The sequence below is a fragment of the Streptomyces sp. NBC_01723 genome (assembly GCF_036246005.1).
GTDB lineage: Bacteria > Actinomycetota > Actinomycetes > Streptomycetales > Streptomycetaceae > Streptomyces.
Window position 1 is genome coordinate 1,879,815 of sequence record NZ_CP109171.1, and the last position, 16,551, is coordinate 1,896,365.

Sequence of the window (16,551 nt, forward strand, 5' to 3'; positions counted from 1 at the left end):
GGGCACCGTCCGACGCCCCCGACCGTGAGCGCCCTCGCTCGCACGGTCGGGGGCGTCGCCTGGTCGCCCTCGGTGGGCTGGTCTCCGCCCGAGCGGGTCACCACCCCGCCCTCACTTCACCGACCCCGCCATGACCCCCTGCACGAAGTGCCGCTGGAAGGCGAAGAACACGACCACCGGCACGACGAGCGACAGGAAGGCCCCCGGCGCCAGCACGTCGATGTTGCTCCCGAACTGCCGGATCTGCGACTGGAGTTCCACGGTCAGCGGCTGCGCCGAGCTGTCCGCGAACAGCAGCGCCACCAGCATGTCGTTCCACACCCACAGGAACTGGAAGATGGCGAGGCTGGCGATGGCCGGCCGCCCCACCGGCAGCACCAGACGGATGAAGATCCGCCACTCGGTGCCGCCGTCCATGCGGGCGGCCTCCAGCATCTCCTTGGGCATCTCGGCGAAGTAGTTCCGCAGCAGGAACACCGCGAACGGCAGCCCGTACGCCACGTGGAACAGCACCACACCCGGGATGGTCCCGAACAGCCCCAGCTGCCCGAAGAGCTTGGCGACCGGCAGCAGCCCGATCTGCACGGGCACCACCAGCAGCGCCACGACGATCAGGAAGATCGCCTCGCGCCCCGGGAAGTCCAGCCACGCGAAGGCGTACCCGGCGAGCGCCCCGACGACCACGACGAGCACCGTCGTCGGCACGGAGATCAGCACCGTGTTCCAGAAGGCCTGGGTGATGCCCGAGTTGCCCAGCAGCGCCGAGTAGTTGTCGAGGGACAGCTGCCCGGGACTGGCCAGCGCCGTCCACCAGCCGCCCTCAGCCGTCTCCTCGGCCGACCGGAGAGAGGAGAGGAAGAGCCCGGCCAGCGGCGTCATCCACACGAGACCGACGAGCACGAGGAAGGCCTGGACGACTCCGTTGCCCAGATACCGCCGGACGGCGTTCATCGCTGACTCCTCATCGCTGACTCCTCTTGAAGCGGCGGACGTTGAAGACCATGGCCGGGACGACGAGCAGCAGGAGCAGTACGCCCAGCGCGCTGCCGAGCCCCTGGTTGTTGCCGCCGCCGAACGACACCAGCCACATCTGCGTCGCGAGCACCGTCGCGTCCTCCTGCACCGGCCCGGGCGCGATGATGTAGACGAGGTCGAAGACCTTCATCACGTTGATGACGAGGGTGATGAAGACGACCGTGAGCACCGGCGCCAGCAGCGGCACGGTGATCCGCCGGAAGATCTGCCACTCGTTCGCGCCGTCCATCCGCGCCGCCTCCAGCGCGTCGCGCGGCAGCGAGGACAGGCCGGCGCCGATCAGCACCATCGCGAACCCGGTCCAGATCCACAGGTACGCCCCGATGATCGCGGGCGTGACCAGCGCGGGCCCGAGCCAGGAGACGCCCTCGTAGGGCGGGGCGAAGTTCGAGGCGGGCAGCTCGACGGTGTACGAGCCGTCGGCCAGCGACTCGAAGCGGAAGGAGCCGTCGGACGCGGTGGTGGCGGTGGCGACCGTACGTCCGTCGCGCACGGCCTCGACCGTCATTCCGGGCAGCCCGCTCTCGCGCCGGTCCACCCTGCCCTGCTCCCCTCCCCCGCCGGGCGTGAAGTCCAGGTAGACGACACCGCTCACCTCACCGGACGCCGCCTCGCGCCCGGCCGCGCCGTACGCCGGCTCCGTGCCGGACGGCAGGTCGTCGGGCCCCACCCCGACCAGTCCGAGCGCCACGGTGTCTCCGGGGGACACGCCGGCACTCGTCCGGTACGCGCCGTCCGCCGCCTTGACCAGGCCGCCGTCCTGTCCCTCGCGCGCCCGCGCGGTCGGGTAGGAGGCGGTGTCGGCGAAGGCGTCGTGGACGCCGGTCACGGCGGCGTTGAGGACGCCCTTGTCCGGGTCGTGGTCGTAGGCGAGCCGGAAGATGATGCCGGCGGCGAGGAAGGAGACCGCCATCGGCATGAAGAGCAGCAGCTTGAAGGCGGTGGCCCAGCGGACCTTCTCGACCAGGACGGCGAGGATCAGGCCGAGGCCGGTCAGCAGCGTGGGTGCGATCACGACCCAGATCGCCGTGTTGCGGATGGCCTTGAGGGTGGCCGGGTCGCGGAACATCTCGGTGTAGTTCTCGCCGCCCACGAAGCGCGTCCCCGAGGCGTCGAAGAAGCTGCGGCCGACGGAGAACAGCACGGGGTAGACGACGAGCGCGCCGAGCAGGAGCAGCGCGGGGAGGACGAAGAGCAGGGCGACGGCCGCCCGGCGCCGCCGGGGGCGCCGCAGCGGCGCCGGTCCGGGGGCGGTGGGCGGGCTCGCCTCTTTCACCAGGGTCGAGGTCATGACCGGTCAGCCCTTGTAGGCCTTGGCCGCCGCGGCCTCCAGCTGCGCGGCGGTCGCCTTCGGGTCGGACGGGTCGCGCAGGAAGTCCTGGAGGATCTTCCACTCGCCCGTGCCCTTGGTGCCGCCGAAGGCCGCCGGTGCCTGGTCGGACATGTCGAAGCGGACCGAGTCCCCGGCTCCCACCAGGGACTTGGCGGTGGCCCTGCTGACGTCGTCGCCGTAGGAGGCGAGGTCGAGCTTCTTGTTCGGGGAGAGGAAGCCGCCCGCCTCGGCCCACACGGCCGCGGCCTCCGGCGTCGCGAGGTACTCCAGGAGCGCCGTTCCGGCCTTGGAGTTCTTGCCGTCCTTGAGGACGACGGCCGCGTCACCGCCGCTGACCACCGGCGCCTCACCGCCGGCGACCGCGGGGAACGGGAAGAAGTCGGCGTCCTTGCCGATCTCCTTGCCGAACTGGTCCTTGGCCACCCCGGCGACGAAGTCGCCCTCGTAGACCATGCCGGCCTCGGGCTTCGGGCCGAAGACCTTCTCCACGGAGCCCGGGAAGTCGGTGTTCAGGGCGCCCTTCTGGCCGCCCTGGATGAGCTGCTTGTCCTTGAAGAGCTTACCGAGGGTGGTGAGCGCCTCGACCACGCTGGCGTCGGTCCACTTCAGTTCGTGGGCGGCCAGGGCGTCGTACTTCTCCGGTCCCGCCTGGGAGAGGTAGACGTTCTCGAACCAGTCGGTCAGCGTCCAGCCGTCCTGCCCGGCGACCGAGAAGGCGGCGAGCCCGGAGTCGGAGACGGTCTGCCCGGCCTTCAGCATCTCGTCGTAGGTCTTCGGCGGCTCGACCCCGGCCTGGGCGAGGGCGTCGGGGCTGTACCAGACGGTCGACTTGTGGGCGGCCTTGAAGTAGAGGCCGTAGAGGGTGCCGTCGACGCTGCCGTACGACTTCCAGACGTTCGCGAAGTTGCTGTCCACGGACTGCTGGGCCGTCTTGGACAGCGGCTTCAGCCAGCCCTTCGCGGCGAACTGCTGGAGCACGCCGACCTGCGGGACCATCACGACGTCGGGGGCGTTGCCGCCCTCGATCTTGCTGCCGACGACGGTGGAGACGTTGTCGCCGGTGGAGACGAACGAGGTCTTGGCGCCGGTCTTCTCGGTGAAGGCGTCCAGCACCTTCTGGAAGTTCTCCTGTTCGGTGCCGGACCAGACCCCGGCGACGGTGACGGACTGGCCGCTGAGCGCCTTGTCGCCGCCGCCGGCCGAGACGGGTCCGCCGCCGCCGCAGGCGGTCGCGCCGAGGGCGAGTACGAGGGCGGTGCAGCCGGTGAGCAGGGTGGAACGTCGTCGCATCATCGTTGATGTCCCTTCGAAGGGTGGGCGGAGCGAGGTCAGAGGTCGGCGATCCACCAGGCGGCGGTGGAGCCGGGCAGGGAGCCGGCCGGGCAGGGGCCGCTGCTCAGCAGCGGGGTGCCGGAGACCGGCGCGGGCGTCGGGGCGGTGCCGAAGTTGACGGCGCAGACCAGTCCGTCGCCGCGGACGAACGCGAGGACGCCGGGCGGGGTGTCCAGCCAGCGCAGGGTGCCCTCCCCCAGCTGGGGCAGGTCGCCCCGGAGCTGGAGGCCGTCGCGGTAGAGGTGCCAGAAGGAGCGGGTGTCGGCGAGGGCGCGGTCGGTGGCGTACTCGGCGAAGTACTCCGGCTGCGGCAGCCAGGGCTTGGCGCTCCCGTCGCCCGAGGTGAAGCCGAACGGGGACGCCTGTCCCGACCAGGGCAGCGGCACCCGGCAGCCGTCGCGGACCCGGGCCCGGCTGCCGGTACGGCGGAAGATCGGGTCGGTGAGCACGTCGTCGGGCAGGTCGACGACCTCGGGCAGGCCCAGTTCCTCGCCCTGGTAGATGTACGCGGCCCCGGGCAGCGCCAGCATCAGCAGGGCGGCGGCGCGGGCGCGGGCGGTGCCGAGGGCCTGGTGCGGAGACCCCGCCGTCTGCCCGGCGGGCGGGGTCTTCGTACCAGGCCCTCGTCCGCTGCCGTCGGTGGCGGGTTCGCCGTAGCGGGTGACGGTGCGGACCTGGTCGTGGTTGTTGAGGACCCAGGTGACCGTGGAGCCGGTCCCGGCGATGTCCTGCATGGCCTCGGAGATGACCTTGCGGAACGCGTCGGGGTCCCAGGGGGCGCCGAGCAGGTCGAAGAAGAAGGCCTGGTGGAGTTCGTCGGGGCGGACGTAGCGCGCGTGTTCGCGGGCCGACGGGACGGACACCTCGCCGACCAGGAGGCGTTCGCGGCCGTCGCGGTCGGCGTACTCCTCGCACACCGCGCGCCACTGGCGCCACACGTCGTGCACCTCGGGCTGGTTCCAGGCGAGCGGGTTGACCGAGTCGCGGGTGCGGGCGTCGGCCTCCGGGTCCGGGGAGTCCGGCAGGTCCGGGTGCTTGTAGAGGCCGGCGGCGACGTCGATGCGGAAGCCGTCGACCCCGCGGTCCAGCCAGAAGCGGAGTATCCGGTCGAACTCGGCGGCGACCTCGGGGGTGCGCCAGTTCCAGTCCGGCTGCTCGGGCGTGAACATGTGCAGGTACCACTGGCCGGGCCGGCCGTCGGGCTCCGTCACGCGGGTCCAGGCCGGGCCGCCGAACATGGCGTGCCAGTTGTTGGGCGGCTCGTCGCCGTCCGGGCCGCGGCCGTCGGCGAAGTGGAAGCGGGCGCGGGCCGGGCTGCCGGGCTCGGCGGCGAGGGCCTCGCGGAACCACGGGTGCTCGCTGGAGCAGTGGTTGGGGACGATGTCCAGCAGCACCCGGACGCCGAGGCGCCGGGCCGCGGCGACCAGCGCGTCGAACTCGTCGAGGTCGCCGAAGAGCGGGTCGACCCCGCGGTAGTCGGCGACGTCGTAGCCGTGGTCGTGCTGCGGCGACGGATAGAAGGGGCTCAGCCAGATCCCGTCCACGCCGAGCTTGCGCAGATACGGCAGTCCGGCCCGGACCCCGGCGAGATCGCCGACCCCGTCGCCGGTGCTGTCGAGAAAGCTGCGGACGTAGACCTGGTAGATCACCGCGTCACGCCACCAGTGGTGCCTGTTCACCTCATGGACCCGTCTGTCGAGAGCCGCTGCCGTTGTGCATGCATGTTAGGTAGCGGTGTCGCGAGGGTGTCAACGAAGGAAACAGAAGCTACTGGCCGGTTGGGTGGGCATATCCGGACTTAATGGCACGCGAAGAGCCCAGATGAGACGTCAGCGTTACCTAACACGTAACTAGGAAGCTCGGCGAAGCTCAGCGGTGGGAGATCGCGGCCAGTTCGCGCGCCAGCCGGCGCACCGCCGCCTCGGGCGCCTGCCGCCCGGTCATCGCGTCGTGCACGACCGCCTGCACGGCCAGGCTGACCTGGTCGTAGCGCGGGCTCTTGGGGCGCGGGGCGGCGGCGAGCACGCTCTCGCGCAGGGTCGGCAGATACGGGAACGCCTCGACGAGCCGGGGGTCCTCGTAGAGGTCGGCCCGTACGGGCGGCAGCGCGCCGCGCGTGAGGACCTGGCGCTGAACGCGCTCGCTGGTCAGGTACGCGATGAGGCGCGCGGCCGAGTCGGGGTGCCGGGCGTGGGTGCCGACGGCGAGGTTGGAGCCGCCCAGGACGCTCGCGCCGGGCCCGTCGGGGCCGGGCAGCGGCACCGCGCCGACCTTTCCGGCGATCTTCGAGTCCTCGGCGGAGGCGCCCACGTAGGCGTAGGGCCAGTTGCGCAGGAAGAGCAGGCGGCCGTCCTGGAAGGCCTGCTTGGACTCCTCCTCCTTGTAGGTCAGCGCGTCCCTGGGTATCCAGCCCTCGCGCACCCCGCGGGCCAGGAACCCGATGCCCTCGCGGGCCGCCGCCGAGTCCACGGTGACGCGTTCGCCCTCGTCGCCGAGGATGCTGCCGCCGGCCGAGTACACGGCCTCGGCCGCGTTGACGGTGAGGCCCTCGTAGGGCAGGAACTGCCCCGCGTAGCCGTCGAGCCCGTGCTTCGGGGCGAGGGTCCCGGCGTACCGCTCCAGCTCGGCCCAGGTGCGCGGCGGCGGGACGCCCTCCGCCGCGAGGACGTCCTTGCGGTAGAGGAGGAGGCCGGCGTTGGTGACGTACGGGACGGCGTACAGCCGCCCGTCGTAGGTCGCGGTGTCGACGACCGGCGGCAGGAAGGTGCCGAGCGGGAAGCGGTCGCGGGGCAGCGGGCGTATCCAGCCCGCGGCGGCGAACTCGGAGGTCCAGTTGACGTCGATGTTGAGGACGTCGAAGCGGTGCCGGTCGCCGTCGCGCAGGTCGGTGGCCATCTGCGCGCGGGTCTCGTCGGCGGAGTCGGGCAGTTCGACGAGGGTGACCTTCTCGTCGGGATGGTCGCGGTTCCAGCCCTCCAGCAGCGGGCCGAGGTAACCGGTGAGGTCACCGGCGGTGGCCAGCGTGAGCGGTCCGCGCCCGCTCCCGGCACCCACGTCGGCGCGGGCGCCCGAGGCGACGTAGCCGGTCAGGAGCACCACCAGGACGAGAAGGCCCCTACCGGCGGCGTGGATCCACCGCATAGGTTCCTCCCTGTACACCCTCGTACACCGGTCAGGGGCCATGTATACCTGTTAGGTATGCGCGATACTAGGGCCTGGAGCACATGTGACCAGAAGGGAAGGACGGCTGAGTGCGCCTGCACCTTCTGGCCCTTCTGGCCCGCGGACCGGCCCACGGCTACGAGCTGAAGCAGGACCTTGAGCAACTGCTGGGCTCCGCGTACCCTCAGCCGAACGTCGGCCAGATCTACGTCACCCTCGGCCGCCTCGAGAAGACGGGACTGATCGAGGGCGAGGACATCGAGCAGTCGAGCCGGCCCAACAAGAAGGTCTACCACCTCACCGAGGCCGGGCGCGACGAGCTGCGGGCCTGGTACGAGGAGACGGCGGACGAGCCGCGGGTGCGGGACGAGTTCTTCATGAAGCTCGCCCTGGCTCCGCAGACGGGGCTCGCCGACCAGGTCGCCCTCATCAACAAGCAGCGGCGGCAGTATCTGAACACGATGCGGCAGCTGTCGAAGCTGGCCGCCGCCGAAGACCGCGACAACCGCGTCGCCCACCTCCTCATCGAGGGCGCGATGCTGCACCTGCAGGCCGACCTCGACTGGCTGGAACGGTGCCAGGAAGAGCTGGAGGAGCTGGAGTGAGCGCTGCGGTCGGCTCCGGGGACACCTCCGGGGTGAGCGAGGACGAGGCTCCCGTGCTGCGCGCCGAGGGCCTGGTCAAGACGCATCACGGCGAGGGCGCCCCGGCACACGCCGTGCGCGGGGTCGGGCTGTCCGTGCGGCGGGGCGAGTTCGTGGCGATCACCGGGCCGTCCGGCGCCGGGAAGTCGACGCTGCTGCATCTGCTCGGCGGGCTCCAGCGGCCGGACGCCGGGAGCCTCTGGCTGGACGGCGCGTGCACGGACCGGTACAGCGAGGCGCGCTGGGCGGTCGAGCGCAGGAAGCGCATCGGGATCGTCTTCCAGTTCTTCAACCTGGTCTCCGACCTGTCCGTCGCCGACAACGTCGAGCTGCCCGCCCTGCTCGCCGGGGTGCCGCCCAAGCGGGCGCGCGCCGAGCGGGAGGAGCTGCTGGCCGAGCTGGGCCTGGCGGGCAAGGAGCGCAGCATGCCCGGTGAGTTGTCCGGCGGCGAGCAGCAGCGGGTGGCGCTCGCCCGGGCGCTGGTCAACCATCCGCCGCTGCTGCTGGCCGACGAGCCCGCGGGCAGCCTGGACAGCAAGGGCACCCGCGAGGTGATGCGGCTGCTGACCCGCTTCCACCAGCGCGGTCAGACGATCCTGCTGGTCACCCATGACGCGCGGCTCGCGAGCGCCGCGGACCGGGTGATCAGCTTCTTCGACGGGCGCATCGCCGACGACGCCGAACTGGACGCCGGCCCGCCCCCGAGCCGCCGGTCCGGCACGTCCGCCGTGCTGGAACTCAAGGACTGACATGCGGGCGTACGACCACCGCGCGCACCGCGCATCGGAGCGTTGAGGCCGGTGCGAGCCACCCTGCGTCGGGCCCACTCCGATCTGCGCGCGCACCGGGGCGAGGCGCTGTTCCTCGTCCTCGCCACCGCGGGCATCGTCGCCTCGCTGCTGCTGGCCACGGCCCTGTTCGGGTACGCGACGAACCCGTGGCAGCGCGTCTTCACGCAGGCCCGCGGCGCCCACGTCTGGCTGCACACCGACACCGGCGCCGACACCCGCGAGCTGGCCGGTCTGGACGGCGTCCGGACCGTCGCCGGCCCCTACCCCACCGCCTCCACGACCGTCGCCGTGCGCGGCACCCGCGCCTCCGTCGAGCTGCGCGGCACCGCCGAGGAGCCCGACGTGGGGCGGCCGTTGCTCACGGCGGGGCGCTGGCTCGACCAGTCGGATCCCGACGGGGTGGTCCTGGAGAGCCGTCTGGCCCGCGCGCTGCTGGCCCAGCCCGGCGACGCCCTCACCCTGCCGGGTACGCCCCGGACCCTGACGGTGCTCGGCATCGCCGACAGCCCCGAGCGCCGCTACCGGCCGGGCGAGCAGCCGGGCCTGGTGTGGGCGCCGCCGGGCGGGGTGCCCGACCCGGGCGGCCAGGTGATCGGGCTGCGGCTGACCGACCCCGGGGACACCGACTACGTCGTGCAGCGCGCGGTGACCGTGCTGGGCGCCGGGGCGATCGGGCAGGTCTCCACCTGGCAGCAGGCCCGTGCGGAGGCACAGGGCGACAACCGGCTGCTCGGCCAGGTCCTCGGCCTGTTCGGGCTGGGCGCGCTGCTCGCCGCGGGGTTCGCGGTGCACGGGGCGATCGGCACCCGGATCCGGGGTCATCTGCGGGACATCTCCGTGCTGAAGGCGATCGGCTTCACCCCGGGCCAGGTCGTCCGGGTCTTCCTGCTCCAGCACCTCGCCTACGCCCTGCTCGGGGCGGTGGCCGCCGCCGCGCTCACCCAGGCCCTCGGCAGCCTTGTCCCCGGGCGGCTGGGTGACGCGGTCGGCGTGTGGCAGGGGCTGCCCGGACACACCGTCGCCCTGTTCGCCGTACCGGCGGGCGCGGTCCTGTTCATCGGCGCCACCACCGGGCTGGCGGCCTGGCGCGCGGGCCGGGTGCCACCGGTTCCGGTGCCCCGTCCGGCGGCGGCACGGGGCGGCGGGCTGTCGGGCACGGCCCGGCGCGCCCTGGGGGTGCGCGGATTCAGGGTGCGCGGGGTGCGGGGGCGTGAGGGTCCGCTCGACATCCGGGTGCCGCCCGCGCTCGTCCTCGGCTGGCACAAGGCGTTCACCCGGCGCCCCCGCTCACTCGCCACGGTCGCCCGCCTCACCCTGCCGCTGCTGCTGATCGTGGTGGCGATGAGCGCGTGGACCACGATCGACCGCTTCCACAGCAAGCCGGAGCAGATCGGGCTGCCGACCGCCCTCTCCGTCCGCGCCGACGCCGGACTCGGCGACCGCGGCACCCGTGCCCTGCTGGAGCGCGACCCGGAGGTCTCCGCCGCCTATCCGGGCGTCGAGGTGGCCGCCCTGGTGCCGGGCCAGACCGCGACCATCGCGCTGCGCGGACTCGGCACCCGCGAGGACCCCTACCCGTACGCCCTGGCCGACGGCCGCCGCGCGCAGGGTCCGGACGAGGCGGTGGCCGGGCAGGGGCTGCTCGACCTGCTGGAGGTGGAGGTCGGCGACTGGGTGCGGATGACCGTCGGCGACCAGCCGCAGATCCTGCACATCGTGGGCCGCAGCATCGAGCCGGAGAACGCCGGCCGGGTGATCTCCACGTCCCTGGACACCCTCAGGGAGAACGACCCGCGGCTGAACCCGACCTTCTACCAGGTGCGCCTGGACCCCGGCGCCGACCCGGACGGCGTGGCCGGGCGGCTCGCCGAGGCCGGAGGGGGCCGGCTCGACGTGCACGCCGCGGCCAACCCGGCCGACGGGCTCTCCCCGCTGCGCGGGGTCGTCCTCGGGCTGATCGCCGTGCTCGCCCTGATCGGGCTGATCGAACTGCTCACCGCGATCGGCGGTACCGTCCGCGAGAGCGAACGGGACCTGCTCGCCCTCAAGGCGATCGGCCTGTCACCGCGCCAGATCACCGGCATCACCGTCGCGGCCACCGGGTACACAGCGCTGGCGGCCGTGGTTCTCGCCACCGCCCTCGGGCTGCCGCTGGCGCACTGGCTGATCGACGCCCAGGGTGCCTCCAGCGGCATCGGCGCGGGGATCGCCCGGTCCCCCTCCCCCGTGTTCCTGGCGCTCCTCGGTACGGCGGCCGTGCTCGGTGCCGCGGCCCTGGCCGCCGTACCGTCGGCCCGGGCGGCCCGCAGACGTCTGGCGGACACGTTGAGCGCGGTGGCCTGACCGGGTCGGGCCACCCGCACCATGGTCACCGCCGGCCGCGCAGCTCCCGGTAGGCGGCGACCAGCGCCTTCGTGGAGGCGTCCAGACCGGGCACCTCCGTCCCTTCCGTGAGCGCCGGCTCGACCCTCTTGGCCAGCACCTTGCCCAGTTCGACACCCCACTGGTCGAAGGAGTCGACGCCCCAGACCGCGCCCTGCACGAACACCTTGTGCTCGTACAGCGCGACGAGCTGCCCGAGCACCGACGGGGTCAGTTCCCGCGCGAGGATCGTGGTCGTCGGACGGTCGCCCCGGAACGTCTTGTGCGGGACCAGTTCCTCCGGCACTCCCTCGGCGCGCACCTCGTCCGCCGTCTTGCCGAAGGCGAGGGCCTGGGTCTGGGCGAAGAAGTTGGCCATCAGCAGGTCGTGCTGGGCCTTCAGTCCGTCGCTCAGCTCGGCCACCGGCTCGGCGAAGCCGATGAAGTCCGCCGGGATCAGCTTGGTGCCCTGGTGGATCAGCTGGTAGTAGGCGTGCTGCCCGTTGGTGCCGGGCGTGCCCCAGACCACCGGACCGGTCTGCCACTCGACCTCGCGGCCCTCGCGGTCGACGGACTTGCCGTTGGACTCCATGTCGAGCTGCTGGAGGTAGGCGGTGAACTTCGACAGGTAGTGCGAGTACGGCAGCACCGCGTGCGACTGCGCGTCGTGGAAGTTGCCGTACCAGACGCCCAACAGGCCCATCAGCAGAGGCACGTTGGATTCGGCGGGCGCGGTGCGGAAGTGGTCGTCGACGATGCGGAAGCCGTCGAGCATCTCCCGGAAGCGGTCCGGGCCGATGGCGATCATCAGGGACAGGCCGATCGCCGAGTCGTAGGAGTACCGGCCACCGACCCAGTCCCAGAACTCGAACATGTTGGCCGTGTCGATCCCGAAGCCGGAGACCTTCTCCGCGTTCGTCGACAGCGCCACGAAGTGCTTCGCCACCGCCTTCTCGTCGCCGTCGTAGGCGTCGAGCAGCCAGGAGCGCGCCGAGGTCGCGTTCGTGATCGTCTCGATCGTGGTGAACGTCTTGGACGCCACGATGAACAGCGTCTCGGCCGGGTCCAGGTCCCGCACCGCCTCGTGCAGGTCCGCGCCGTCCACGTTGGACACGAACCGGAAGGTCAGCGAGCGGTCGGTGAAGGCGCGCAGCGCCTCGTACGCCATCGCCGGACCGAGGTCGGAGCCGCCGATGCCGATGTTGACGACGTTGCGGATGCGCCGGCCGCTGTGACCGGTCCACTCGCCGGAACGGACCTTGTCGGAGAAGGCGGCCATCTTGTCGAGGACGGCGTGCACCTTCGGCACGACGTTCTCGCCGTCGACCTCGACGACCGCGTCCCGCGGGGCGCGCAGCGCGGTGTGCAGGACCGCCCGGTCCTCGGTGATGTTGATCCGCTCGCCGCGGAACATGGCGTCGCGGAGCCCGAACACGCCGGTGGCGGCGGCCAGTTGGCGCAGCAGTCGGAGCGTCTCTTCGGTGACCAGGTGCTTCGAGTGGTCGACGTACAGGTCTCCCACCCGCAGCGACCAGTCCGTGCCACGCCCCGGGTCCGCGGCGAACAGTTCGCGCAGCCGCACGTCACCGAGTTGCTCGCGATGCTTGGCCAGCGCGGTCCATTCGGGCGTCTGGTCGAGCCTGGTACGGCCGTCTGCGTTCATGTCGGTCTTCAGCCTTCTTCCTCAGGTGTCCCAGCTGTCCCGGCTGTTCCAACCTAATTGATCAGAGGTGAAGGCGACCGACGGAGACGGAACTCCGCCCGTTGCTAGATCTCGCCCCGCAGTTTGGCGAGCGCCTCGGCGAGGATCGCCTCGCCGTCCGCGTCGCTGCGGCGTTCGCGCACGTACGCCAGGTGCGTCTTGTAGGGCTCGGTGCGCGGCGGGTCCGGTGGGTTGTCCCGGTCCTGTCCGGCGGGGAAGCCGCAGCGCGGGCAGTCCCAGGTCTCGGGGACCTGGGCGTCGCTCGCGAAGCTCGGCTGTGTCTCGTGTCCGTTGGAGCACCAGAAGGAGATGCGCAGACGCGGCGCGGACTCGCCACGCTCGGCCTCGCCCATCGGCCCCGCCCCGACCCGGCTTCCCCGGATCGCGTTGCCACTTGCCACGGTCGTAACTCCCTGCGTGATGGTGCCGCAAAGCGAGTCGGCGTTCGCTTCGCTGCGAGCGCCTCAGTCTACGTAAGGCCCAACGCGCGTCCAGTGATTGGAGTTACAAGCTCCAGCGCACAGACGCAAGCCCCATGATAGGCGGCGCGCTCAAGCGCGTACCGGACATGGGGCTTTACGTGTACAAGTGCGTGAGGTGTCAGTTGTTCGCCTTCATGAGCAGGCCGAGCACCATGATGCACGCGAACCACGCCAGACCGACCACCACGGTGATCCGGTCGAGGTTGCGCTCGGCGACGGAGGATCCGCCGACGGACGACTGCATGCCGCCACCGAACATGTCGGAGAGGCCGCCGCCCTTCCCCTTGTGCATCAGCACCAGCAGCATCAGCAGCAGGCTGAAGACGATCAGGGCGATCGAGAACCCCATAACCACGGCTGGACCAACTTCCTCGGCTTCGGATGAACGGGGGCAGGGTGACAGCGGGCCACCATGCCCCCGCAAGGGTACGACGTATCGCCGCTACCGCATACTCACCGGTCGACCTACTGGTCGCGGAAACGGACGATCTTGACGAACTCGTCCGGGTCCAGCGAGGCACCGCCGACCAGGGCGCCGTCGATGTCCGCCTGCGCCATGATCTCGGCGACGTTGCCGGACTTGACCGAGCCGCCGTACTGGATGCGGACCTTGTCGGCCAGCTCCTGCGTGTACAGCTCGGCGAGCTTGCCGCGGATCGCCGCGCAGACCTCCTGGGCGTCGTCGGCGCCGCAGACCTTGCCGGTGCCGATGGCCCAGACGGGCTCGTAGGCGATCACGATCGACTCGGCCTGCTCGGCCGGGAGGTCCTTGAGACCGCCCTCGACCTGGGCGAGGGTGTGGGCGACGTGGTTGCCCGCCTCGCGGACCTCCAGCTCCTCGCCGACGCACATGATCGGGGTCAGGCCGTGCTTGTAGGCCGCCTTGACCTTGGCGTTGACCTGCTCGTCGGTCTCGGCGTGGTACTGCCGGCGCTCGGAGTGGCCGATCGCCACGTAGGTGCAGCGCAGCTTGGCCAGCATCGCGCCGGAGATCTCGCCGGTGTAGGCGCCGCCGTCGTGGGCGGAGATGTCCTGGGCGCCGTACTTGATCTTGAGCTTGTCGTGCTCGACCAGGGTCTGCACGGAGCGCAGGTCGGTGAAGGGCACGAGGACGGCGACCTCGACGGCGTCGTAGTCCTTGTCCGCGAGGGCGAAGGCGAGCTTCTGGACGTGGGCGATGGCCTCGAGGTGGTTGAGGTTCATCTTCCAGTTGCCCGCCATCAGCGGCGTGCGTCCGGACGGATTGGATGCCATTGCGGGTCAGTCCTCCAGTGCGGCGAGGCCGGGGAGCGTCTTGCCCTCGAGGTATTCGAGGGAGGCGCCGCCGCCGGTCGAGATGTGGCCGAACGCATTCTCGTCGAAACCGAGCGTCCGCACGGCCGCGGCGGAGTCGCCGCCGCCGACCACGGTGAAGCCCGGGGCGTCGAGAAGCGCCTGGGCGACCGTCTTGGTGCCCTCGGCGTAGTCGGGGTGCTCGAAGACGCCCATGGGCCCGTTCCAGAAGACGGTGGCGGCGTCGACGAGCTTGGACGCGTACAGCTTGCGGGACTCGGGACCGATGTCCAGCCCCATCCGGTCCGCCGGGACGGCGTCCGCGGCGACGGTGTCGGGGTGGGTCGGCGCCTTCGCCTTGAGGTCGGGGAACTCGGGCGCGACCACGACGTCGACGGGGAGGACCAGCTCGACGCCGGTCTTCTCCGCGCGCTCGATGTACTCCTTGACGGCCGGGATCTGGTCCTCCTGGAGGAGGGAGATGCCGACCTCGTAGCCCTTGGCCTTGAGGAAGGTGTAGGCCATGCCGCCGCCGATGAGGAGCCGGTCGGCCTTGCCGAGCAGCTCGTCGATGACCGCGAGCTTGTCCGAGACCTTGGCGCCGCCGAGGGCGACCACGTACGGGCGCCGGACGTCGTCGGTGAGCTTCTTGAGGACGCCGACCTCGGTGGCGATCAGATAGCCGGCGTAGTGCGGCAGCCGCTTGGGGAGGTCGAAGACCGAGGCGTGCTTGCGGTGCACGGCGCCGAAGCCGTCGCCCACGTAGACGTCCGCGAGGCCGGCCAGCCGGTCGGCGAAGGCGGCGCGCTCGGCGTCGTCCTTGCTGGTCTCACCGGCGTTGAAGCGCAGGTTCTCCAGCACCGCGACGCCGCCGTCGGCGAGGCCGGACACGGCGGCCTCGGCGGAGGTGCCGACGGTGTCCTCGGCGAAGGCGACGTCGGCGCCGAGCAGCTCACCGAGGCGGGCGGCGGCCGGGGCCAGCGAGTAGACGGGGTCCGGGGCGCCCTTGGGGCGGCCCAGGTGCGAGGCGACGATCACGCGCGCGCCCGCGTCCGCCAGGGCCTTGACGGTGGGCACCACGGCGCGGATGCGGCCGTCGTCGGTGATGGTGGTGCCGTCCAGCGGCACGTTGAGGTCGGCGCGGACGAATACGCGCTTGCCCGCGACGCCTTCGGAGAGCAGTTCGTCGATCGTCTTCAAGAGGGCTCCTGGGTTCTCGGATCGCTCGTGATCCTACGAGGGCCGGTCACCGCGGACGCGACGCAGGGCCCGGACGGCGCGACGTTGCGCTGCCCGAGCCCTGCTACCGCATGCGAGGTGCCGGCTGAGTCTGAGTCGCTCAGAGCTGCTCGCCGACGAAGACCGTGAGGTCGACGAGGCGGTTCGAGTAGCCCCACTCGTTGTCGTACCAGCCGAGGATCTTCACCGACTTGCCTTCCTGGACCATGGTCAGGGAGGAGTCGAAGGTGCAGGAGGCCGGGTCGCCGACGATGTCCGAGGAGACGATCGCGTCCTCGGTGTAGAACAGGACGCCCTTGAGGTCGCCGTCGTCGGCGGCCTTCTTGAACGCGGCGTTGACCTCGTCCTTGGTGACCTCGCGCTGGAGCTCCACGACCAGGTCGGTGGCCGAACCGGTGGGCACCGGGACGCGCATCGCGATGCCGTCCAGCTTGCCCTTGAGCTGCGGGAGGACCAGCGCGGTGGCCTTGGCGGCACCCGTGGTGGTCGGGATGATGTTCTCCGCGGCGGCGCGGGCGCGGCGCAGGTCCTTGTGCGGGAAGTCCAGGATGCGCTGGTCGTTCGTGTACGCGTGGACCGTCGTCATCAGGCCCTTGACGATGCCGAAGTTCTCGTCGAGGACCTTGGCCATCGGCGCCACACAGTTGGTGGTGCAGGAGGCGTTGGAGATGACGTGGTGGTTCGCCGGGTCGTACTTGTCCTGGTTGACGCCCATCACGATGGTGATGTCCTCGTCCTTGGCCGGAGCCGAGATGAGGACCTTCTTGGCGCCACCGGCGATGTGCTTCTCGGCGTCGGCCTTCTTGGTGAAGATGCCGGTCGACTCGATCACGACGTCGACGCCCAGCTCACCCCACGGGATGTCGGCCGGGTTGCGCTCGGACAGGACCTTGATGGTCTTGCCGTCGACGGTGATGGTGTCCTCGGTGTGCGTGACCTCCTGCTTGAGGCGGCCGAGGATGGTGTCGTACTTCAGCAGGTGGGCGGTGGTCGCGGTGTCACCCAGGTCGTTGACAGCCACGATCTCGATGTCTGCACCCTGCTCCAGCAGCGCGCGGAAGTAGTTACGACCGATGCGGCCAAAGCCGTTGATGCCTACGCGGATCGTCACGAACCGATCTCCTCGTTGGTACGCCGGCCCGATGTGCCGGCGAGCTGTATTTGGGATGTCCCCGACCACCCCCGACCCTACCTCTCC

At 71.2% G+C, this 16,551-nt stretch carries 14 protein-coding genes; 3 read left to right on the forward strand and 11 right to left on the reverse strand.

Annotation, left to right across the window (positions count from 1 at the left end):
* Positions 1 to 111: 111 nt before the first annotated feature.
* From OIE75_RS08985 to OIE75_RS09005, 5 genes are all read right to left on the reverse strand, one after another.
* Positions 112 to 951 carry a carbohydrate ABC transporter permease gene (locus OIE75_RS08985; RefSeq protein WP_125492569.1) on the reverse strand — a complete coding sequence of 280 codons (840 nt, stop codon included), beginning with the start codon at positions 949 to 951 and terminating at the stop codon, positions 112 to 114.
* A gap of 10 nt (positions 952 to 961) precedes the next feature.
* Positions 962 to 2,326: an ABC transporter permease subunit gene (locus OIE75_RS08990; RefSeq protein WP_307011191.1), complete on the reverse strand. Its 1,365-nt coding sequence runs from the start codon at positions 2,324 to 2,326 to the stop codon at positions 962 to 964.
* Positions 2,327 to 2,332: 6 nt separating this feature from the next.
* Positions 2,333 to 3,661 (reverse strand): ABC transporter substrate-binding protein, encoded by a 1,329-nt coding sequence (locus tag OIE75_RS08995; protein ID WP_307011192.1) that lies wholly within the window; start codon positions 3,659 to 3,661, stop codon positions 2,333 to 2,335.
* A gap of 35 nt (positions 3,662 to 3,696) precedes the next feature.
* On the reverse strand, positions 3,697 to 5,379 hold the full coding sequence (locus OIE75_RS09000; protein ID WP_329470263.1) for a glycoside hydrolase family 13 protein: 1,683 nt from the start codon (positions 5,377 to 5,379) through the stop codon (positions 3,697 to 3,699).
* 190 nt (positions 5,380 to 5,569) lie between these two features.
* On the reverse strand, positions 5,570 to 6,841 hold the full coding sequence (locus tag OIE75_RS09005; RefSeq protein WP_329470265.1) for an ABC transporter substrate-binding protein: 1,272 nt from the start codon (positions 6,839 to 6,841) through the stop codon (positions 5,570 to 5,572).
* Positions 6,842 to 6,951: 110 nt separating this feature from the next.
* Between OIE75_RS09005 and OIE75_RS09010 the strand changes: the two genes are divergently transcribed.
* From OIE75_RS09010 to OIE75_RS09020, 3 genes are read left to right on the forward strand one after another with little or no spacing between them, the layout of a single operon-like run.
* The gene (locus OIE75_RS09010) at positions 6,952 to 7,467 is read left to right on the forward strand and encodes a PadR family transcriptional regulator (RefSeq protein ID WP_307011196.1); all 516 of its coding nucleotides are present in this window, start codon (positions 6,952 to 6,954) and stop codon (positions 7,465 to 7,467) included.
* 32 nt (positions 7,468 to 7,499) lie between these two features.
* Positions 7,500 to 8,255, forward strand: a complete 756-nt coding sequence (locus OIE75_RS09015; RefSeq protein ID WP_329473952.1) for an ABC transporter ATP-binding protein — start codon at positions 7,500 to 7,502, stop codon at positions 8,253 to 8,255.
* Positions 8,256 to 8,306: 51 nt separating this feature from the next.
* Positions 8,307 to 10,640 carry an ABC transporter permease gene (locus OIE75_RS09020; protein WP_329470266.1) on the forward strand — a complete coding sequence of 778 codons (2,334 nt, stop codon included), beginning with the start codon at positions 8,307 to 8,309 and terminating at the stop codon, positions 10,638 to 10,640.
* Between the two features lie 25 nt (positions 10,641 to 10,665).
* On the opposite strand, the gene pgi is transcribed toward OIE75_RS09020, so the two are convergent.
* From pgi to gap, 6 genes are all read right to left on the reverse strand, one after another.
* Entirely contained in the window at positions 10,666 to 12,321 is a 1,656-nt protein-coding gene (gene pgi / locus OIE75_RS09025) for a glucose-6-phosphate isomerase (RefSeq protein WP_307011200.1), read from the reverse strand.
* A gap of 104 nt (positions 12,322 to 12,425) precedes the next feature.
* Positions 12,426 to 12,761, reverse strand: a complete 336-nt coding sequence (locus tag OIE75_RS09030) for an RNA polymerase-binding protein RbpA (protein WP_003976875.1) — start codon at positions 12,759 to 12,761, stop codon at positions 12,426 to 12,428.
* Between the two features lie 199 nt (positions 12,762 to 12,960).
* On the reverse strand, positions 12,961 to 13,191 hold the full coding sequence (secG, locus tag OIE75_RS09035; protein ID WP_030866729.1) for a preprotein translocase subunit SecG: 231 nt from the start codon (positions 13,189 to 13,191) through the stop codon (positions 12,961 to 12,963).
* Between the two features lie 116 nt (positions 13,192 to 13,307).
* Positions 13,308 to 14,063 (reverse strand): triose-phosphate isomerase, encoded by a 756-nt coding sequence (gene tpiA, locus OIE75_RS09040; protein WP_307017823.1) that lies wholly within the window; start codon positions 14,061 to 14,063, stop codon positions 13,308 to 13,310.
* A 39-nt stretch (positions 14,064 to 14,102) separates the two neighbouring features.
* Positions 14,103 to 15,314 (reverse strand): phosphoglycerate kinase, encoded by a 1,212-nt coding sequence (locus tag OIE75_RS09045; RefSeq protein ID WP_329470267.1) that lies wholly within the window; start codon positions 15,312 to 15,314, stop codon positions 14,103 to 14,105.
* 139 nt (positions 15,315 to 15,453) lie between these two features.
* Positions 15,454 to 16,464 carry a type I glyceraldehyde-3-phosphate dehydrogenase gene (gene gap / locus OIE75_RS09050; protein ID WP_122615080.1) on the reverse strand — a complete coding sequence of 337 codons (1,011 nt, stop codon included), beginning with the start codon at positions 16,462 to 16,464 and terminating at the stop codon, positions 15,454 to 15,456.
* Between the last annotated feature and the right edge of the window lie 87 nt (positions 16,465 to 16,551).

Excerpts from the sequence above, each read along its gene's own strand:
- pgi (WP_307011200.1), bottom strand. The coding sequence starts at position 12,321 with ATGAACGCAGACGGCCGTACCAGGCTCGACCAGACGCCCGAATGGACC.
- OIE75_RS08985 (WP_125492569.1), bottom strand. The coding sequence starts at position 951 with ATGAACGCCGTCCGGCGGTATCTGGGCAACGGAGTCGTCCAGGCCTTC.
- secG (WP_030866729.1), bottom strand. The coding sequence starts at position 13,191 with ATGGGGTTCTCGATCGCCCTGATCGTCTTCAGCCTGCTGCTGATGCTG.
- OIE75_RS09005 (WP_329470265.1), bottom strand. The coding sequence starts at position 6,841 with ATGCGGTGGATCCACGCCGCCGGTAGGGGCCTTCTCGTCCTGGTGGTG.
- OIE75_RS08995 (WP_307011192.1), bottom strand. The coding sequence starts at position 3,661 with ATGATGCGACGACGTTCCACCCTGCTCACCGGCTGCACCGCCCTCGTA.
- OIE75_RS08990 (WP_307011191.1), bottom strand. The coding sequence starts at position 2,326 with ATGACCTCGACCCTGGTGAAAGAGGCGAGCCCGCCCACCGCCCCCGGA.
- tpiA (WP_307017823.1), bottom strand. The coding sequence starts at position 14,063 with ATGGCGGGCAACTGGAAGATGAACCTCAACCACCTCGAGGCCATCGCC.